The 18,765-nt window shown below is 64.5% G+C and carries 19 protein-coding genes; 1 reads left to right on the top strand and 18 read right to left on the bottom strand.

The genetic code is table 11. The features are described 5' to 3' along the window. Positions 1 to 11 precede the first annotated feature (11 nt). Positions 12 to 608, bottom strand: coding sequence for an alpha/beta family hydrolase (locus ACIBK2_RS28005; RefSeq protein ID WP_396971298.1), 597 nt, complete (start codon positions 606 to 608; stop codon positions 12 to 14). A 263-nt stretch (positions 609 to 871) separates the two neighbouring features. Here ACIBK2_RS28005 and ACIBK2_RS28000 point away from each other — a divergent pair, with 263 nt between their 5' ends. Continuing rightward, positions 872 to 2,707: an acyl-CoA dehydrogenase gene (locus ACIBK2_RS28000; protein WP_396971515.1), complete on the top strand. Its 1,836-nt coding sequence runs from the start codon at positions 872 to 874 to the stop codon at positions 2,705 to 2,707. 48 nt (positions 2,708 to 2,755) lie between these two features. On the opposite strand, the gene ACIBK2_RS27995 is transcribed toward ACIBK2_RS28000, so the two are convergent. The 17 genes from ACIBK2_RS27995 to ACIBK2_RS27915 all read right to left on the bottom strand — a co-directional run bounded on the left by ACIBK2_RS27995 (position 2,756) and on the right by ACIBK2_RS27915 (position 17,789). Further along, entirely contained in the window at positions 2,756 to 3,859 is a 1,104-nt protein-coding gene (locus ACIBK2_RS27995; protein ID WP_396971296.1) for a GGDEF domain-containing protein, read from the bottom strand. 431 nt (positions 3,860 to 4,290) lie between these two features. Further along, on the bottom strand, positions 4,291 to 4,521 hold the full coding sequence (locus ACIBK2_RS27990) for a hypothetical protein (protein ID WP_396971294.1): 231 nt from the start codon (positions 4,519 to 4,521) through the stop codon (positions 4,291 to 4,293). A gap of 483 nt (positions 4,522 to 5,004) precedes the next feature. Further along, positions 5,005 to 6,120 carry a hypothetical protein gene (locus ACIBK2_RS27985; RefSeq protein WP_396971292.1) on the bottom strand — a complete coding sequence of 372 codons (1,116 nt, stop codon included), beginning with the start codon at positions 6,118 to 6,120 and terminating at the stop codon, positions 5,005 to 5,007. 65 nt (positions 6,121 to 6,185) lie between these two features. Continuing rightward, the gene (locus tag ACIBK2_RS27980) at positions 6,186 to 6,695 is read right to left on the bottom strand and encodes a hypothetical protein (RefSeq protein WP_396971290.1); all 510 of its coding nucleotides are present in this window, start codon (positions 6,693 to 6,695) and stop codon (positions 6,186 to 6,188) included. A 92-nt stretch (positions 6,696 to 6,787) separates the two neighbouring features. After that, the gene (locus ACIBK2_RS27975; protein ID WP_396971288.1) at positions 6,788 to 7,087 is read right to left on the bottom strand and encodes a hypothetical protein; all 300 of its coding nucleotides are present in this window, start codon (positions 7,085 to 7,087) and stop codon (positions 6,788 to 6,790) included. Then, positions 7,088 to 7,297, bottom strand: coding sequence for a hypothetical protein (locus ACIBK2_RS27970; RefSeq protein WP_396971286.1), 210 nt, complete (start codon positions 7,295 to 7,297; stop codon positions 7,088 to 7,090). Continuing rightward, entirely contained in the window at positions 7,297 to 8,070 is a 774-nt protein-coding gene (locus tag ACIBK2_RS27965) for an N-acetylmuramoyl-L-alanine amidase (protein ID WP_396971284.1), read from the bottom strand. Before ACIBK2_RS27965 ends, ACIBK2_RS27970 begins: the two co-directional genes overlap by 1 nt. Before the next feature lie 32 nt (positions 8,071 to 8,102). Next, entirely contained in the window at positions 8,103 to 8,498 is a 396-nt protein-coding gene (locus ACIBK2_RS27960; protein ID WP_396971282.1) for a hypothetical protein, read from the bottom strand. A 67-nt stretch (positions 8,499 to 8,565) separates the two neighbouring features. Continuing rightward, the gene (locus tag ACIBK2_RS27955; RefSeq protein ID WP_396971280.1) at positions 8,566 to 9,009 is read right to left on the bottom strand and encodes a hypothetical protein; all 444 of its coding nucleotides are present in this window, start codon (positions 9,007 to 9,009) and stop codon (positions 8,566 to 8,568) included. Further along, positions 9,006 to 10,298, bottom strand: coding sequence for a hypothetical protein (locus ACIBK2_RS27950; protein ID WP_396971278.1), 1,293 nt, complete (start codon positions 10,296 to 10,298; stop codon positions 9,006 to 9,008). The genes ACIBK2_RS27955 and ACIBK2_RS27950 overlap by 4 nt, the downstream gene beginning before the upstream one ends. Before the next feature lie 138 nt (positions 10,299 to 10,436). Then, positions 10,437 to 11,477 carry a hypothetical protein gene (locus tag ACIBK2_RS27945; RefSeq protein WP_396971276.1) on the bottom strand — a complete coding sequence of 347 codons (1,041 nt, stop codon included), beginning with the start codon at positions 11,475 to 11,477 and terminating at the stop codon, positions 10,437 to 10,439. 28 nt (positions 11,478 to 11,505) lie between these two features. After that, on the bottom strand, positions 11,506 to 12,585 hold the full coding sequence (locus ACIBK2_RS27940) for a hypothetical protein (protein WP_396971274.1): 1,080 nt from the start codon (positions 12,583 to 12,585) through the stop codon (positions 11,506 to 11,508). Between the two features lie 10 nt (positions 12,586 to 12,595). Next, the gene (locus ACIBK2_RS27935) at positions 12,596 to 13,633 is read right to left on the bottom strand and encodes a hypothetical protein (protein ID WP_396971272.1); all 1,038 of its coding nucleotides are present in this window, start codon (positions 13,631 to 13,633) and stop codon (positions 12,596 to 12,598) included. A gap of 23 nt (positions 13,634 to 13,656) precedes the next feature. Beyond that, the gene (locus tag ACIBK2_RS27930; protein WP_396971270.1) at positions 13,657 to 15,273 is read right to left on the bottom strand and encodes a phage tail protein; all 1,617 of its coding nucleotides are present in this window, start codon (positions 15,271 to 15,273) and stop codon (positions 13,657 to 13,659) included. Further along, entirely contained in the window at positions 15,273 to 16,166 is an 894-nt protein-coding gene (locus tag ACIBK2_RS27925) for a phage tail protein (protein ID WP_396971269.1), read from the bottom strand. Before ACIBK2_RS27925 ends, ACIBK2_RS27930 begins: the two co-directional genes overlap by 1 nt. A gap of 53 nt (positions 16,167 to 16,219) precedes the next feature. Beyond that, entirely contained in the window at positions 16,220 to 16,579 is a 360-nt protein-coding gene (locus tag ACIBK2_RS27920; RefSeq protein WP_396971267.1) for a hypothetical protein, read from the bottom strand. Between the two features lie 37 nt (positions 16,580 to 16,616). Next, positions 16,617 to 17,789: a glycine zipper domain-containing protein gene (locus ACIBK2_RS27915; RefSeq protein ID WP_396971266.1), complete on the bottom strand. Its 1,173-nt coding sequence runs from the start codon at positions 17,787 to 17,789 to the stop codon at positions 16,617 to 16,619. Between the last annotated feature and the right edge of the window lie 976 nt (positions 17,790 to 18,765).

The following is an 18,765-nucleotide window of genomic DNA, read 5'->3' as shown; positions in this document are numbered from 1 at the left end:
GACAGCTCCGACTACGCACTCCACCGCTGCAACCACGGCGTGACGGTGTCGGCGATGACGTCGAAGCCGGTGCGGAACGAGTGCGGCTGGCCGGGGATCACTCGCACCTCCGCGGCGTCGGCGGCATCCGGGATGCCGAACGGATCGCTGCCGCCGTTGATGACGACCACCTCGATGTCACCCGCGTCGAGCAGTTCCTCGCGCCGAGTCTTCTCCGGCTTTCCCGGCGGATGCAGCGGAAACGACAGCGCGATCACCCCGCGCGCCTGGACCGCGACCGCAGTGCGGCAGGCCACCCGGGCGCCGTTGCTTCGCCCACCCTGGATCAGCGGCACCTTCTTGATCCGGGTCCGCAGCGCGGCCACGATCTCGAGCCAGGCCTCGTCCTGCTTGACCGCCGAGCCCGGCGCGCGCCGTCCGGCGACCCGGTAGGGCTGCACCACTCTGGCCACCGCGCCGCCGAGGTCGAGCGCGGCATCGCGCACGGTCAGGATGTCTTTCGCCTCGACGCCGCCGCCCGAGCCGTGTGTGAGGAGCAGCAGGAAGGTGGGCTTGCGTGGCCGGTCGAGCTCGATCTCGGCCGGTCCGGCACTCGTCTCGATGCGCACGGTTCACCGTAACTCGGCTTCGGCGTGTCAACTCGTGACACAGCGCGCGCCGCTGTTTTTCGCGTCACATTCACGCTCCAGCCTTTGCCAGTCCATTACCGACCGGTAATATAGATCGTAAGTTACCCGCCAGTAGCATGCGGCTGATCGCTTCCAGCGACCTGCAAGCAGTCGCTACGCGGGCCGGCGAACCGGTAGACGAGAAACGGGCGGGAACGGTCAACCAACCGACCGCACCAACTCAACGGAGAGTGAGTACTGACATGGGTCACTACAAGAGCAACGTCCGCGACCTGGAGTTCAACCTCTTCGAGGTCCTCGGTCTCGGGTCCATCATCGACGGCGACGCCTACGGCGACCTCGACACGGACACCGTGAAGGAGATGCTCAACGAGGTACGTCGCCTCGCCGAGGGTCCCCTCGCCGAGTCGTTCGCCGACGCCGACCGCAACCCGCCGGTCTTCGATCCGGAAACGCACACCATCGCGATCCCCGAGTCGTTCAAGAAGTCCTTCCGCGCCATGCAGGAAGGCGGCTGGGAGAAGCTCGGCATCCCCGAGGAGCTCGGTGGACTCGGCGTGCCGCGCACCGTGCACTGGGCCATCAGCGAGCTGATCCTCGGCGCCCAGCCCGCCGCGTACATGTACGCCGCAGGCCCCGGCTTCAACACCATCTTCCACAACAACGGCACCGACGAGCAGAAGAAGTGGGCTCAGATCGCGATCGACCGCGACTGGGGCGCCACCATGGTGCTCACCGAGCCCGACGCGGGCTCCGACGTCGGTGCTGGTCGCACCAAGGCCGTCAAGCAGGAAGACGGCACCTGGCACATCGAGGGCGTCAAGCGCTTCATCACCTCGGCCGACGCCGACGACATGTTCGAGAACACCGTCCACCTGGTGCTGGCTCGCCCCGAGGGCGCAGGCCCCGGCACCAAGGGTCTGTCCTTGTTCTTCGTGCCGAAGTTCCACTTCGACCACGAGACCGGCGAACTCGGCGACCGCAACGGCGTCTTCGTCACCGGCGTCGAGCACAAGATGGGCCTGAAGGTCTCGGCCACCTGCGAGGTCACCTTCGGCGGCAACGGCATTCCGGCCAAGGGCTGGCTCGTCGGCGAGGTGCACAACGGCATCGCGCAGATGTTCGACGTCATCGAGAACGCGCGCATGATGGTCGGCACCAAGGCCATCGCCACCCTGTCGACCGGTTACCTGAACGCACTCGACTACGCCAAGCAGCGCGTCCAGGGTGCCGACCTGACCAAGATGACCGACAAGGCCGCGCCCCGCGTCACCATCACCCACCACCCCGACGTGCGTCGCTCGCTGGCCAGCCAGAAGGCCTACGCCGAGGGCCTGCGCGCGATCTACCTCTACACCGCCGCGCACCAGGATCCCGATGTCGCCCTGCAGGTTTCGGGCGCCGACGCCGATCTCGCGGACCGGGTCAACGACCTGTTGCTGCCGATCGTCAAGGGCGTCGGTTCCGAGCGGGCCTACCAGTACCTGACCGAATCGCTGCAGACCCTGGGCGGCTCCGGCTTCCTGCAGGACTACCCGATCGAGCAGTACATCCGCGACGCGAAGATCGACTCGCTGTACGAGGGCACCACCGCGATCCAGGCGCAGGACTTCTTCTTCCGCAAGATCGCCCGTGACCGCGGTGTCGCGCTGGCCCATGTGGCCGGCCAGGTGCAGAAGTTCATCGATACCGAAGCGGGCAACGGCAGGCTCAAGGGCGAGCGCAAGCTGCTCGCCACCGCGCTCGAGGACGTGCAGGGCATGGCCGCGACGCTCACCGGGCACCTGATGGGTGCCCAGGAGAACCCGTCCGAGCTGTACAAGGTCGGCCTCGGCTCGGTGCGCTTCCTGCTCGCCGTCGGCGATCTGCTCATCGGCTGGCAGCTGCTGCGGCAGGCCGAGATCGCCATCAAGGCGCTCGACAACGGCGCCACCGGTGCCGACGAGTCGTTCTACCAGGGCAAGGTCGCGGTCGCGCAGTTCTTCGCGCGCAACATGCTGCCGGAGCTGACCTCGGTCCGCACCATCCTGTCGAACCTGGACAACGACATCATGGAGCTCGACGAAGCGGCGTTCTGACGCACCTACGACGAAAACGGCCCGGATCACTCCGGGCCGTTTTTGTGTTCAGGCAGCGCTGGATTCGATGAGTTCGTCGATGACGACCGTATTGCCGCCGAGCTGTTTGGCTTGATACATGGCGGTGTCGGCACGCTGGATCAATACCGAGTGCGGCAGCCAGGCGTCGTCGACCACCATCACGCCGATGCTCGCGGTCACCGTCACCGGTTCCACCGGCTCGGCCGAGCGCCGCACCGGCTCCGGCTCCGCGACAACGCGCCGCACCAACTCCGCCTGGGCCCGCGCCGTCTCCACGCCGAGGTGACCGAAGAGCACGAACTCCTCGCCACCCGTGCGCACCACCACCATCCGCTCGCCCACCGCGGCACGCAGCCGCTTCGCGGTCCGCACCAGCACCTCGTCGCCCACCCCGTGCCCGAAGCGATCGTTGACGTCCTTGAACCGATCGAGATCCAGCGCGATCGCACAGGTCGGCGTCCGGCAACCCGGCGCACCCACCTTCGCGAGATGCAGTTCCAGGCCACGACGATTCAACAGCGCGGTCAACGGATCCGTGATCGCGTCCTGGCGCAACACCCAGTAGCAGAACTGCATCGAGGGCAGCAGCACGACGCCTGCGGCCACCGAGATCAGCACGATCGCCAGGCCGACCATCGGATCGCCACCCACCGCCACCATGCTGATCGTCAACGCCACCACCGAAAGCACGGTCCAGGTGGCATGCACCGCCAGCACCTTCGCGTTGTGCATGACCGCCAGATAGCCGCCCGTGACGACCAGCAGGATCACCCCGAGCGCGCCGTACACCCGATTCGCTTCCTGCAGGCAGGCCACCGTGATCGCCAGGTCCGCGGCCGCGAAAAGCGCCAGTGATTCGACCCGGCTCGGCCATGGCAGAAACCACCAGCGCACGGCCCAGAACAGTGCGAACGCGGCAATGATCCAGTCGAGCGCCCGGCCGATCTCGCTGGGCGGACCCGTGTCGGAGGCCAACACCAGGACGGCGATGCCGGCGAGCACCACGCCGCCCGCGCCGACGATCACCTTGGTCCAGTGCACTGCCGCATGCGAGTCGAGGGCGCGCGCCAGCCAGTTGTAATCGGCCTGATCGTGCCACCAAGCCTTGACCATCACGCGAGCATTGGCCACCGGATCACCACCAAGCGCAGAAGGATCAATTCCATCGCATACGCCGAGCGCAAGATTTCATCGTCGGAATCTCACCAGCTAACTGGTCAAGTGTATGACTTGATGCCCGGCGGTGCACGCATTCACCATGTGTCAGGTAGCTCATTTGTAAAGGGTCATCGCTGGTCAACAGCATTTTTATGCCTTCGACCAAGACTGCGGCTCAGATCTTGGGTCCCGCCATCGCGAACCACCGCCCGATATGACCGATCCGAATCCCGGCAAAGCGTGAACCTTCAGCAAACGCCGACGACCTCCGCGCCCACCGAGGTGAGCGGGTCATGGATACGACAAAGCGGCCCGGATCGCTCCGGGCCGCTTCGTAAAATTCTGGACGCCCCGCCGTCCATCCCCAGCAGTACGCGGGGCTGTATCGCTATCTCTTCGACGAACTACTTGGCGCCCGCCGAGCCGCTCGACAGCGCCTTGACGAGGTCCGTGATGGCCTTGCTCGAGCCCGTTCCGGTCGGATCCGGCTCACCGACACCGATCACCGGCTGCACCGTGATACCCGGCTCCACCGTGATGGCCGGTGCCGCACCGGCGGTAGCCAAACCCGACCCGGCGACGATGACGCCGGCCGCCGCGGCCAGCACGATCCCGAACACACGCATTTTGCTCATTCAGCTGTTTCCTTTACAGAATCTTCCCTGGCCGAAAACCCCATTGGTATCGACCGAGGCCAGTTCTATCACGCAGATTCAGCATCCAGCGACCATTCAGCCATCGCGGATTTCCGCCATTTGATTGCTCATCGATTGCAAGTCGAAGGTCATACAACTTTCAAAGCGTAAGCTAGCGTATAGCCAGGCTATGACCCAATTTCTACCGGCAATGCCGTCGGGGGCAGGCACTATAGCCGCTGGCGACCGGCCCGATATACGGTGCAATAGACATTCGACATCGACGATATATGACATCGAATGATAGATGCAGCAAACAGTGAGCATACAATCGTGCTCGGGGAAATTCATCAACCGAATGAAACGCACGAACCCAGCAATCCACCGGCTAATTTGTGATTCATCACATACGGAATGCATGTAACATCGACGGCCGATCCTCCGAATACCGCCCTGCGATACCGGATGCTGTCGTACCGGCGACTAACCCCAACGACCACCGTAGGTCAGGGCGCGCTGCTGATCCCAAATCCTCGCCCTCTGAAAGGCCGTATCGACTTCGGGGGTGGATACATTGATCTTCATCGCCCGATCGACCGGACCTCCGTTGCCGATCGGGCGGAGGAGCTCGAGTGTGGACGCCAATCCAGATTGTGGAAAGGCAAGCTCAGCCAGTGTATTCGCGTCGTGGTTAAGGGCCTGCACCAGCGGAAGATCCGATCGCACACCGGGATCTCGCAGCCTAGGTGCGATGGCACGGCCCAGCAGTGCCGAGACGGGTAGCTGGTTCGGCCCGATTCGCGGTAGCACCGGAACCCCCACTTGCCCAGCGATATACCCAGGATTGTTCGAGTTCGGGTATCCGCCGGTCGGCGGTATATCCACGATGCGACTGTTGGGATCGTTGGGGTCGATGATCGGATTCTTGCTCGGCATTCCGGGAGCGACCACGTCCTTCCACGTGTACATCTTGCCCAGCGCACTGTCCGCTCGGTTGAACGAGTCCATCGCCTTGACCACGTAGGCAGAAACGTGATCGCCCAGTGCACCCTTGCGCAGGTAGCCGTCATCCGGCGTATAGAAATTCGCCTCCGAATTGTAGCCCGCAGCCAGAATCTGATTGAGGCTGTATCGAGCCTTCATCGCAGCCGGGATCTCCGGCGTCAACTCGTCTTTCAGGCGCCTCAGGTTCCAAGCCGTCGCTTTGATGGCGAGATGATCGTTCCCGATCAGATCGGACCATTCGCTGTCGCCGAACTCCTTCGGGTATTTTGCCTTCAGCTTCTCGAAGGTCGGCTTCTTCATATTCGTCAAACCCAGGGAATTACCGTCCGAGCCGCCCGGGCCAGGGAGAATTCCGCGAGGGACAGTTTCACGGCCGAGATCCAACCCCGGCCGCAGCGCTTGTGGCGTATCGCCACCTTCGTTATACACAATGGCCATGACCAGTCGTGGATCCACCCCGGCCGCGCTGCCATATTTCACGGAATCCTGACCCCAGGCGGGCACCCGCCCTTCCAGCTCCGCCTCGCCATTCCCCTCATATTTCCATTTGAATTCAGGGGGTGGACTATCCCAGGTGTACGTCATATCGGCCATGTTGCACTGTCCCTATCTGTCGGTCGCGACCAAGGGATCAGAGCCAGTCGGCGTACGGCACGAAATTACCGTTCGCCACAGGTGGCAGTCATGCGGAGCAGGTACACGGAGCCGTCTTTCATGCCTGCGATCTGAGCCTTCGTCAATTTTTCTTCGTGGTAAGGGGTTTCGAACTCCCGGCGGATCTCCAGTGCACACCCGTTGCTCCATCGACCGGCAGCGATCGGGGCCCACACGTAGGCGCGCTCGCCGGGCAGCGGATCCGGGCGCGGCGGGCTGGGCGCGCGCGGCGGCAAGAGGGTCACGGTAAGGCCAGGCGCGGAAATGATCCGGCTCACATCATCGACCGATGGCCCGACGAAAAGTGCTGCGGCCGAAGGGACCGCGTCGGTTGAGCCCTCCGTTGCCACCTTCTCGAACCCGGCCACCCGAACAGTGCCGAGGCGGGTGGCCGGCTCGCTCTCCGGTGTGAACCACCAGACAATGCCCCCCACCGCTGCCACGCCGCCGATAATGCACGCGACAGCTATGCCCCACCTCCGGCGAGCGTGCGTATTCGCGGTGTCTGCGTCCATGGACAGCACGGTAGCCGTGGACTCGCATCGCGCTCAACCGGTAGCGCGGAATACCTCGCTACCGCAACGACACTCAGCGACTATGCCCAGATTCAGATTTCCTCTTGGAGCGAGGACGGAATCTTGTAGCGGGCCTTCGGCGGTTCCTGCCCTGGCACGTGCAGGCGGAGGAAGCCGCGCAATTCGTCGATGTGCTGCTGGAGCGCACGGATCAGCCGGATCGCCTCCCGGAAGCGCCTCTTGTCGTCTGCCGCTTGGGTTTCCAGTACGTCGACGCGAGTACGGAGTTTGCCGACCTCACGCGCCTGCCAGGCGGTGATCGCGCCGATAACGGTGGCGATCGCGATGCCGAAGGCTTGCACGAGTTCGGGATTCATCCAATGCTCGGCCATTCATAGCCTGCCTTCCCGCCGGTCGACCGGGGTCACCGCCGGTCGGATGAGTAATCCGGCGAGCACCGGGGTGAGCAGCCCGTACACGGCGAGCACCGCCTCGATCCACCCGGTATCGATCTGGTGGCCGACGATAAAGGCGATCACACCCGTCACGGCGACCAGCACCGAACGGACCAGCGCGGGCTCGGGAATCCTGTTGGTAGACATCAGATCCGCCCTTCCGCCGCCGCGAGCAGCCGGTCCAGTTTGAGTTCGAGCGCCTTCAGCCGCTGTTCGTTGCGGTAGTCGGCGGCATCGGAATTGAGCACATAGCCCGCCACCGTGTCGCGGTATTCCGAGTCGGCGACCCGAGACTGGAAGCCGTAGGTCAACTCGAAGTGCACCCGGCGCAGCTTGTCGAGCAACTCACGCTGCTCCATATCCGAAAGTGCCATCAGTGCACTGCCTTTCATTCGTTCCGCGACATCGGCGCGGAAATGGTCCATGTCCATGGCGCCGGGATCCCACTTGCCTTGTTTGGGTCCGGCCCATTCCTTGTGGCCGATCACCCGATCGGCTCCGTGACCGAGCTTGCGCAGGATCGCGGCGCATATCCCGACGTAGGCGTCGTATTGCTCGTCCGACCAGCCCTCGGTGCCGTTGTTGGCGGCCTCGATGCCGATCGTGTGAAAGTTCGCGTTGTCCTCGGGCAGACCCGGCCACGAGCCGGCTCCGGCGTGCCAGGCGACACCGACCGCCACGATGGTGACCGTGCCGTCCTGCGCCAGATGCAACTGCGACAGCGGGCCTGCCAAAGAGGGGATTCCATAGGCGATTTCGGTCGGTGGCGTGGTCGAGCCGCCGGTGTGATGGGCGACGATGCCCCATATTTCGCCGAAGTCGCCGTGTCCGCGCTCGCGCCAACCGGGGAATTCCACCACCCGCAGGCCCGCATCGCGGAGCACCTCCGCGAGCCATACCGGATCGCCGGTCCAAGACATGGTTGTCCTGCCTTTCTCTGGAAAGCTGAAGGTCAGGCGTCGTAGTACAGGTAGGTGTTCGCGCCCGACTGCACGGTGACGCCGCGCTCGTCGGTGGTGGCCACGCGCACGCCGATCCGGTCGCCGGATACCAGCGCGAGCGAGATGTCACCGAGGGTGAGTGACGAGGTGTTGACGGTAAAATCGGCGCTGTTGACCTCAATGTTGTTCTTCAGCAATATGATTCGCAGCAGTCGGCTGTTGCTTGTCCAAGGTGCCGTCAATTGCACGCGGCAGCGGACAGTAGCGGTGCCCGCACCGTTCGCGACGAGCACATTGCCGCTGATCGCGGTGTTCGGGAATCCGGCGCGCGCCGTCCAGCCACCGAGATCCATCGTGAAGAGCCCACCGTCATCACTGATGACCACCCGGTCAGTACTGAGGTCCATACCCATCGGCACCGTCGTAATCGGTGCGACCCCACCAACAATATGGAACGGCATAAGGGAATCACTTTCAGGAAGCGGGCTCGAAGACGAGATAGGTGCCGGGGCCGGACTGCACCGTCGCGGCGTACAGGAAGTGGCTGTTGACCATGTTCAACGCGAGTCGGTCGCCCGGCGCGACGGTGATCGTCTGTTGGGCGATCGTCCCGACGGCCTGCCCCTGTGCGAATTCGGCACTCGCGACCTCGGTGCCATTGCGAACGAGTTGGGCCCACAGGCTGCTACTGGTCTGCCATCCGCCGGTCAACGTGACCTGGGCGCGCACGACCCCACTCGCCGCAATGTCGATGACCAGCGCATTGTTGTCCAGTACCGTTCCTGGATAGCCGGGACGAACCACCCAGCCGACCACCGCAGTGGTCTTCTTCGCGTCTGCGACAAGGGTGCTGTTGTTCTTGTCGATACCCATCAATACGCCCGGTATCGGTCCGCCGGTGACGATGTTCAGGGTCACGCGGTCATCCCTTTCAGGCTCGCCTGCAGTCCCTTACCCGGGGTGGTGTCGAGCGTGGTGACGAACACGGTGATCCGGTCGTTCTGCTCGAACAGCCACGGCGTAGCGGGTGTAATCGTCGTGTCCCCGGTGTGATTGGCGGCAATGATGGTCGCCGCCGAGCTCGGCACGACGGGGGCGCCGTTCTTCCGGATTTCGACGACCAGATTGCCCGCACCCTGGGTTTCGCCACGATAGGTCACCGAGCTGACGTTGATCTTGCGTTCGATACGCAAACCCTCGGGCATCACATTGCCCGGCCCTGCCGCACGGGTTCCGCTGTGCGACTTGAACGCGATGTCGTAAGCCTGCCCCGCGGCCGTGGGCGTGCGGTTGTCCGTGAGACGCGGGTCGGTGGCGGCGATGGCGCCGATCGCGGTGCGTGCCGCCGCGGCATCGGCCACCGTGAGCAGCGAACGACCGAGCGTGGACGAGTCGGTGATGTGGTTCGCGGTGTGCGTGTGCGCGGTCGGGGTGCGCGGGTTGGTCAGGCGTGGGTCGTCGCCGGCCACCGCGGTGGTCGCCGTCGCACCGATGATCGGCGCGAAGGTGGCCGGCTTGCCGGTGATTCCGGCCCAGTCGCCGGCACCGGCCGGACCGCGGATGATGACGCCCTGCCCGTTCGGCAGCCAGCCGCCGCCCGCCGCGTGGAACACGTAGAGCAGGCCGTCCGACTTCACTACATACTGGGTGCCCTCCGCGGGACTCGGCGGCAACTGGGCGTAGGTGGCGACCTGGCCGTCGATCTTGAGGCCCTCGCCTCGCGGACCGGCAACGACCGCGTTGCCCGGCGATGCGGGTACCGGCGATGCGAGCGTGAGATCGACCAGGCCGGTCGATCCGGCGTCCGGATCGACCGGATCGGATCCCGGAATATACTCGGGCACAACGAAACTGAAGGAGTCCATCGGCACGCGTGCCCCGTCGTAGGACAGGTCGAACGACACCCGCCAGGTCCACTGCGACGGATTCGTCGCGGCGCTCGGCGCGACCAACCGGACACCCGGCTTACCGCGCCAGGTCAGGAAGCCGAACTGATTCAGCTGGCACTCATAGTGTTTGGGCAGCTGGACGTAGGTGGCCGGCGGCCGCGCCCCCGCCACCAGCACCTTCGGCGCGTCGGCGCTGAACGTGACCGTACCGCTCAGCGGAAGAAACTCGGGCAGGTCCTCGACATCGGCGCCGTCGATGACATTGGCGAGAAATCGCCCGACGACTTTTCCGTACTTCAACGGAGGCAGCTCGGCCATGGATCAATGCCTTTCGAACAGCAAGCAGCCGGATTCGGCATGCGAAGGAATCGGGGCGACCGGCGTCGAACCGCCCGGTCGGGGTGAAAAGTTCAGGGGCGCAGTCTGATAAAGCGCTGCACCGCGGCGACGACCGACTCAGATCGGCTGTGCGTAGACGATGAGATTCGCGTCTTCGACCTTGACCTCGTACGGGTCGTCGCCGCGAATACGCTTGATGATGACGTGCAGCGTGATGGTCTGGTTCGCCGCGACTATCCCGAGCTGCGTCGCCGGGGACAGCGGGTACTGGAACTCGGGCGAGATAATCACACCGCCGAAGCTGGGATCGGAGAACCCGTGCCCCCGGCCGACCACGTCACCGTCGGCGCCGATGCGGACTTCGATATCGCACTGGGTTCGGCCGCGTGGGCCACGGTTCGCCGCGTTCACCCAGCCTTCCACCATCGGGCGCCAGGGCACCGGCTGACTGGGGATCGTAATGGCGGCAAGGGTTTTCTCCTTGTCGACGAGGTTGGCTCCCCCGTTGAACTGGGCTTGCGCGATCGCCCATGGCCCGGTCCGGCGCGGGTGCGCGATGGGCACGAACTTGCCTGCCGCGACATTCCAGGCGAGCACATGGTCCTGGGCGAGTGGATGGTCTCGATCGACGACGACGTCCACCGCGTCCTGGATCCGCCCGGCCACGCCGGGGTCGCCGACATCGCCGGTCTCGCCCCGCGGGAACGTGATCATCACCTGCTGACCGGGCGCGGTCCCGGTGACCTGCGCCGCCGCAGCGGTTCCCGCGGCACCGGCCACGCCGGATCCTATGAGCCGGTTGGGCTTTCCACGCCGGCCCGGCTGGCGGAACGCGGTGCCGAAGGCGATGAACTCCATGCCGGTCCAGAAGTAGACGGCGTTTTCCGAGACTACGCGCCAGGCCTTGTGCACATCCGACGTCGTCAGGTGCAGTGCCTGCAACGCGGCAAGATCGGCGACATCGCCCTGCCACTCCCATGGCCACGCGGGCGCGCCCTCCGGACCGTCCGGCCCCGCCGGACCTTCGCGCAGTTCGATCAGGACCTCACGATCGACGAGCTCGACGGGATTGACGGTGTTGGGCAATCCGATCGAGTCGCTGACGCCGCGCATGGTGATCATGACATCGTCCTCGTAGACGATGGGGTCGTTTGTCACTGTTCTGACTCCAAACTCGCGGCGCTGATCACTGGGTCTTGCCGACCGGACGGGCCCAGCACACGATCTGCGCGCCTGCCGCGGTGTAGCTGTAGTTCGAGCTGCCCGCGTTCCGCCGCAGGACGACATACAAGGCGGCCGGTTGACCGGCGGGCACCATACCCACGGTGCTTTCCGGGGTCATTCGCGCGCCGAAATACGGCTGGAATCGGTTGTGCCCGAATACTCCCGACGGCCAGCCCGACCCGAGGGCGACGATCTGGCCGCCGGCCGAGCCGAGGCGCACCTCGGCATCGACGCGGGTTTCGCTCGCGTCGCCGGCCGCCACCACGACACCACCGGTGATGTAGGGCCGCCAGTCGGTGTCTTGCGCCGGAATATTCAGGACAGCAACAGTATTCGGATTCGTACCGACATTGCTCTGCGCGGCCGCGAAGCCCGCACCGCCGTCCCACGCCTGGTTCTCGACGATCGACCAGGGGCCACGCAGTCCCGGATAGGGCCGTGGCACCCACTTGGCGACGGTCGCGTCCCACATCGGCACGGTCCGGTCGATATGCGGCCCATCGGCGTAGTCCGGCGCCTGACGGAGCGGGCCGGGCGGACCGGGTTCACCCGCGAGTCCCTGCACCCCGCGCGGCACGGTGAGGTCGAGCGTCAGGTTCGGCGGCGTCCCGCTGATCGTCGCGCGCAGCTCCGAGCCCACCGGTCCGGTATCGACCACGCCGATGGTCACCGTGCACGACTGACCGTCCGGTCCCGCGGCGCCGAACGCGTCGACGAAATTGTCGAAACCGGTGCCATTCCAATAGACCAACGTGTCGGGCGACTTGTCGGTGGGCAGCACCCGCCAGGCCTTACCCGCCTGTGCCGGTCCGAGTTTGGTGGCAAGCGCGGCGAGCGCGGTCGGATCTTCTATATCGCCTTCCCAGCGGAAAGCTCGGGCAGACTCGCCGGCGTCGCCGCGCTTGCCGGGCGTCCCGGTCGCCAGCTCGAGCGAGGCGTCGCTGGGGCTACCGTGCAAAGACTGGACGAGTCCGCTACCGCCGACTCCCTCATCGATGCCCCGGATGACGGTGGATTGGAAGTATTCACCAACGGTGGACATGTCACCTCATTCAGATGGGCTGGGCATACACGACCAGCGAGGCACGTGCACGTTTGTATCCGATGGACGCGTTACCGTCGCCGCTTCGATCGATCGTCACGACAAGATTCGCCGCTTGGCCGGCCGGCACCGTGGCGAAGGTAGAGCTCGGCGACAAGGTCTTGGTCACCTGCCCGTCGCGGTAGGCCGGCATGAGCGGAGTAAAGAAGTACGCGCCCGCCGACCCGGGGCCGATGGCGACATTGACGCCCTGCGCGTGGTGTAGCCGTACCGTCGGCTGCGCGCTCTGCGAGTTGATGAATTCGCAGAAGCTGGCGATATGCCCGTAGACGATCGGACGCCAGACGAACGGCTGCGCGGGGACGGTGAAAGTGCCCCCGATGAGCTGGCCGGCAGCACCTGTCTGGTCGGCGGCGAAGTCTTCCTGGTACCACACCCAGGGGCCGACCCCCATGGGAGCGGGCAGCGGGCGGAACTTCTGGGTCGCGCGGTTGTACGCGAATACCCCACCGTGCATCGGCACGGTGCTCTGGTCGAAGTCCGGCGAACCCGAGATCTGTCCCGACGTTCCTGCCGGACCTCTGGCCCCTGGCAAGCCCGCCGGCACAGTGACTTTCAGCTGCTGCGCCGCGCCAGTACCGACGAACTCGACGGCAGGGTTGACATACTGAGCCTTATTAGTCGTTTCGACACCGGTGATGATGTTCGGCGCAGCCGACGGGCCTTGTCCACCAACCGCATTCGGGGAGTGCCGCCACTCGGTGCCGATCCAGGTGTCCATACCGCCGTCGTCGCGGCGATGCCACCATTTACCGCGGTCATCGGGACCGAGTCCGGTCGGACGGGCTGCGGCGTCGGGGATTTCGCCCATCTTCTGGAAGGTCGCGCGCGGCCTGCCCTGTTTTCCGGGCCGACCGGCGGGGCCGGTGGGCAGCGCTAGTCCGGCATTTTCCTCTGCGACAGCGACTTTCGCGGTCAAGATAGGCAGACCGTCGAGATCCGACTGTCGATTTACCGTGATGCGGGCGGGAAAACTGATGTCCGCCATGATTTCTCCTCTCCACAGGGAGGTCAGAAGATGAGCAGGTCGAGATCGGCGCCCACGTCGGTGGCCAGATCCTTGATCGCGCTCGCAACGCGGCCGAGCCGCTGCCAGGCCTTGACGATCGAATCCTCTTCGTCGGATCCGTCGCCCACGACGATGTGCCATTTCGCCGAGGATTCGCGGTCGTCGGTGAAGGTCAGCTCGGTCACGTAGTCGGTGAAAATATGGTTCTCGAGCGAGAATCCGATCTGGTCGCCGAGGCCGAAGTCCTTGCCGAGGATGTAGGGCGCGTTGTCTTCGACCGTCACCCGCTTGCTGGTGTAGCCGCGGGTGAGGTGCAAACCCTGGCGCGCGGCGACGAGACCATCGAGGGTGAAGGCCTTGTCGCTACCGCTGATGTACAACTCGCGGAACGCGTAGGGCCCCGCGCGATTCACGCGTGCCATGTCCCGGTACACCATCCAGGCGAGGAAGACATCGTTGAGCTGGCCGCGATACAGCCAGTCCAACCCGACGAGCGAGAGCAGACCTTTGATCGCGAGTTCGATACCCGCGTTCACCCAGCCGGGCGAACGGCCGCCGATGATGATGTCGGTGGCAGTGGGCTTGTGCAAGGCGATCTCGGACTTGCCGATACCGGAGTACTCGCCCTCGAAGTACCAGACCCAGGGAAAGTTCTTGAAGGTTCCGAACTTTCCGGCCTCCCCGTACACCGCCTCGTATTCGGTGATGGAGTTGAAGTTCGGGTAACGGACCGGGGTGGTGCCGTCGTCGGAGAACTCTTCGAGCCACGTCTGAATTCCCGCGAGCAAGGTTCCGGTATTGCCCGTGACGCCGGACTTGTCGACGGTATCGAGCACCACGGTCGGCTTGTCGAGGTAGAACCACTCCGGCGCGGGCTGGTCATCCTCGCCGGGCAGGAAGAACCGCGCGGTGAGCATGACGCCCGAGTCCTCGAGCATCGGGGCGAACAGCTTGTCCGCCATGTCGAACCGCGCCGACGCCGCACTCCATCGACTGGTATCGGTCATCGGGTCGACCGGAACCACCGCGATCGGGAACAGCGAGTTGCCGATGCCGCCCCACTCCGGCTCACCCTCATGCTGTTTGGGCACCCAACCCGGCGCCTGCAACCTCATGAGGTTCGTCGTCAGGTAGGTGGTGATCATGGTGCGCACCGGGCCGAACAGGATCATGTGACGCGGGAACTGCGCCAGGATCGGCGCGAAAGGACTTGCCCAGCAACAGATCGTGGCGATGTGGTTCCAGCAGTGGATGGCCTCGATGTCGACCGTCTCCACGCCCTGCTCGTCGCGCACGATCGAGGCCTTGGTGATGTAGCCGTCCCAGCGGAACCCGGAGGTGTTCACGGTGATCGGGATGGTGGCGTCTTCGCCGTCGTCATTGTTGAAGAGGTGATCGAAGTGGACCATGTCGCGCGGGCAGGTCATCTTCAGGCCGCCCGCGCTGTTGCGTGGATAGGTGAATTCCAGCGAGAGGTAGCTGTGCTCCTCGCCGACCTCCTGCATGAACTTGTCCCAATACCGAACCAGCACTTCAGGATTGTTGACTTCCCGCTGCTCGTCCCGGTCGATCTTGTCCATCCGCAGCGACGCGGACTGCGGGTCCCAGGCGGCCGTCATCAGAACGGCCTCGACGAACGCGGCGTGATCGTGGCGATCAGACTCGATCGGGTGGTGCCGCCTTCGATCCGCACCGTCCGGTCGGTGGCACTCCACGGTGGTATCGCGGCGAGCCAACGCCGGCCCGCCAGCTGACCCCACACATTTCTGACCTTGCTGCTGCCCTCCAGGTAGACCCGAGCCGTGCGATGACGCGGATGCGTATCGATCCGCAGGGTTTCGTATGCCGTCAAGGTCACCGTGTCGACCAAACGCAGTCGATCACCTTCTACCGGATCCAGGATCGACCAGCGACCGGGCCCGTTCATCGTGTAACGGACCCACCCGGGCTGATCGGCGGCGTTGCGAACGCGCACGATGCCTTCATTGAGGCCCGCGGTATTGGTCCACACCGAGGTCTCGTCGAAATGGCGTTCGAGCGGATCCATCGCGGTGGCCGAAATCTTGTATGCCGCAAAACCATTGCGCGCCGGATCGATGTCGCCGACCGGTTCGGGCGCGCCGTCGAGCTGCGCCTGCTGGAACCGCCAGCCCTGATGCTTGGTGAAGTAGCCAACGGTCACCGGCTGGTCGGTGGACCAGCCGCGGAACCAGGCGTCGTGCACGGCCAGGAAGTCGCGCACCGGGTGCACGGTCGATGTGTTCGCACCCCCGGAGATCACCACCAGGAAGTCCCATTCCTTCTTCGAACGAACCGAACGCTGGAACGTCGCGCCGTCCTGGCGGGCACCCTCGGAAACCAGCAATTGCACTGGTGCGAACATGAATCCGGACTGTTTGGACAACCGGACCCCTTCGCGTCCCGCGTTGACACCGGCCAGGTGCCACACCCTGCCGTTGATGTCCCATACGACGATCTTGGTGTCGTGGCCTTCGAGTAGTTGATGGGTCACAGGTAGCCCCTTCTCCGTTGATGAATGCCGCAGCGCGGCCATAACCGGCCTGGCTATGCGGCCGGAGTCGAACTCGGAAACTGGGGAAGCGGCGCGCCCTTTTTCCACCAGAGGAAGATGTTGGCCGCCGTGATGAACGACGAAGCGCCGTAGACGCCCGCATTGCCGCCGGGGTGCTGTGATTCCGGGTCGGGCAGGACGTCCCGGCGGATCGCGCAGGGCTCGGTGCCCGACGAAAAGTCTTCACTGCGCCAGTAAGTGCTGATGGTTTTGGGCTCCGGAAGCGGAAGGCCGGGGCCGCCGACTGAGCCGCCGTAGAACCATGCCGCCCAAACGAGTTCGCTGCCCGACGGGACCTGAATGGTGGCCCAGTCGTCGCTAGCGGGGATATTGATGCGAGTTAACTTGGTCATGATCGAAACTCCTGTTCGGATTGGGTCGTGCACGGTTTCATCGACCGAGGCCGCCGCCGCGCTGCTGTGCGAGCGTCCGGCGCCGCTGCACCCGTTCCACCGCGATGGCGGCGCTCTTCGGGTCCATGCCGTTGAAGTTGTAGATGTCGCCCCGCGCGGTATGCCCGCCGGGACCTTTGGCCAGATCGACCAGGCCGAAGCCGCTGCCGATCACCTCTTTGGCCGTATTGGCGGCGTACTCGATCGGTTTCGTCACGACCTCCGACATCTTCGAGCCGGCCATCGAACCGAGGAACTGTCCGATCACCGGACCGATCACCGCACCCACCGGTCCGAGCGCGGCACCGATCACAGTGCCGGCGGCGGACCCGATGGTCCCACCGATCGACGAAGCCGCACCGGAGATCCCGCCGGTCAACGCCCCGACCAGACCATGCTGGGCAGCACCCGACTGGGCGCCGGACAGCGCGCCGCCGAGGCCAGAGCTGAGCACCGTATCCGGATTGACCTGCACCGGTTTGAACTGCGGCACAGACGAATCCGCCGGTTGCGCGATAGCGGGTCCAGGCAATTCCAATGTCTTCGCGGGCTGCTGTGGGTCGAGAATGGAGGCCGCCAGCTCGCCCAACTGGGCTCCGAGCAGGGCCGCCATGAGCAAGGAGTCATCGTCCTCGCTACTCGGGGCTACCCCACGTAACTCCAACGATTGCGCCTGCACCGCACGCACACCCGGAGATCCCGCAAGGGTCTTGGGCGAACCGGACCCGGAAAGCATGCCTTGCAAGAATTCGGGTGATGGCACCCATCCCGCGTTGAGCGCTTGAAGCAATGGCAGCGCAAGCGAAGTCGACGCCGCGTTGACGACGTACTCCCCGTTGGAGATCCAAGCGAGAATGTCATCGCTGGTGGAGTTGCCGGATCCGGCAGCCAGACCACCTGCGGCGAAGCGGGGCAGCAGGTGGTTCATACCTTTCGACATCGCCAGGGCCGCCAGGCCACCGGCGACCGCACCCGCAACGAATCCCACCGCCGTCCCAGCGACCGGAACAATCGACCCGACCGCCGCGCCGACTGCGGCAGACGCCAGAATTCCGACTCCGGCGGCCGGAACTTCACGAGCGAGTGCACGCTGTAGTGAGTCAGGGTCATCGCCCTGCATATCGGAATTAACCGACAGCGGGATGGTGAGGGCGGCGACTATCCCACCCATCCTCGAGTACTCGAGCTTGCTGAGGAGCGGGAGCGTGGTCGACGGCACTCTTGATTGTGTCCAGGGGCGGACCGCATCGATCTGATCACCATAAAGCCAGTACAGCCCCCTGGTCACAGGATTCGCACCATTTTGGATGGCACGACCGAGTGTGTCCGCACCTTTACTCAGACCCTCGACACCGATCGTCATCCCAACATTGGTTGCCAGTACAGCCGCATCGGAGGTAGGAACCGAGAACTCAGAATTCGTGTCCGGTACACCGGAAATATCATCCATCAAGAACGGCACATGCACACTCGGCTGAGCCTTCGGATTCGGTGGAATAATAGTCCACGACCGATCCGGATTGAAGATAATACGACCAATATTCGGCGAACCGGCGATATCGATCTGAATGGGTATCCCCTCGGCACCCTTGACAATGCTGTAGGACGTGCCCTCGCCGTACCAAGGCTCATTCTTCGTCTCGACATGCGTGGCGAGTACATTGTTCCAATATGTCTTGTTATCCGGCGAGGTGAGCCGCGGATCCCAGCCCGGCGTCGCAGCTTTTGGATCCTGCCGAATTCCGTGCTGATTCAGCCGCTGTTGCGCTTGCTCCCGCTCGTATTCACCGCCGCCACCGATCGGCCCGATGAAGTTTGCCGCGCGCTGGTCTCGCGACTGCTCACCCGCGGCGTTCTGCACATACGACCCATGACTGTCGAGCCGTTGCTGGGCAGCGGCCTTACCCGCGTCGGGCGTACCCGGGGAAGTCGTGGCCGCATAGTCGTTCAAACGCTGTCGAGCGGCTGCGCGTGCTGTCTCCGCCTGTGGCGTGTATGGGCCATTTACGCGCAGAAAGTTTTGATCGTTGACAGGGTCGTACCCTGGCGGATTCGGAGACACTTTTCACCGTCCAATTCTTCTCAACTGAATTTCCCGGGCCCAGGACGGACGACTCGACGTCCAAGTAGCCAAATGGTTGCCAATC

Origin of the sequence: Nocardia sp. NPDC050175, assembly GCF_044459885.1 — a bacterium.
Taxonomy (GTDB): Bacteria; Actinomycetota; Actinomycetes; order Mycobacteriales; family Mycobacteriaceae; genus Nocardia.
This window is presented reverse-complemented; position numbering and strand designations above follow the sequence as displayed.

Bases quoted from the DNA above. Each gene is read 5' to 3' on its own strand.
- ACIBK2_RS27965 (WP_396971284.1), bottom strand. From the start codon at position 8,070: ATGTCTTGGACCGGCGATCCGGTATGGCTCGCGGAGGTGCTCCGCGAT.
- ACIBK2_RS27990 (WP_396971294.1), bottom strand. From the start codon at position 4,521: ATGAGCAAAATGCGTGTGTTCGGGATCGTGCTGGCCGCGGCGGCCGGC.
- ACIBK2_RS27970 (WP_396971286.1), bottom strand. From the start codon at position 7,297: ATGTCTACCAACAGGATTCCCGAGCCCGCGCTGGTCCGTTCGGTGCTG.
- ACIBK2_RS27975 (WP_396971288.1), bottom strand. From the start codon at position 7,087: ATGGCCGAGCATTGGATGAATCCCGAACTCGTGCAAGCCTTCGGCATC.
- ACIBK2_RS27935 (WP_396971272.1), bottom strand. From the start codon at position 13,633: ATGGCGGACATCAGTTTTCCCGCCCGCATCACGGTAAATCGACAGTCG.
- ACIBK2_RS27960 (WP_396971282.1), bottom strand. From the start codon at position 8,498: ATGGACCTCAGTACTGACCGGGTGGTCATCAGTGATGACGGTGGGCTC.
- ACIBK2_RS27930 (WP_396971270.1), bottom strand. From the start codon at position 15,273: ATGACGGCCGCCTGGGACCCGCAGTCCGCGTCGCTGCGGATGGACAAG.
- ACIBK2_RS27985 (WP_396971292.1), bottom strand. From the start codon at position 6,120: ATGGCCGATATGACGTACACCTGGGATAGTCCACCCCCTGAATTCAAA.
- ACIBK2_RS27980 (WP_396971290.1), bottom strand. From the start codon at position 6,695: ATGGACGCAGACACCGCGAATACGCACGCTCGCCGGAGGTGGGGCATA.
- ACIBK2_RS27950 (WP_396971278.1), bottom strand. From the start codon at position 10,298: ATGGCCGAGCTGCCTCCGTTGAAGTACGGAAAAGTCGTCGGGCGATTT.
- ACIBK2_RS27920 (WP_396971267.1), bottom strand. From the start codon at position 16,579: ATGACCAAGTTAACTCGCATCAATATCCCCGCTAGCGACGACTGGGCC.
- ACIBK2_RS27915 (WP_396971266.1), bottom strand. From the start codon at position 17,789: ATGGGTGGGATAGTCGCCGCCCTCACCATCCCGCTGTCGGTTAATTCC.
- ACIBK2_RS28000 (WP_396971515.1), top strand. From the start codon at position 872: ATGGGTCACTACAAGAGCAACGTCCGCGACCTGGAGTTCAACCTCTTC.
- ACIBK2_RS27940 (WP_396971274.1), bottom strand. From the start codon at position 12,585: ATGTCCACCGTTGGTGAATACTTCCAATCCACCGTCATCCGGGGCATC.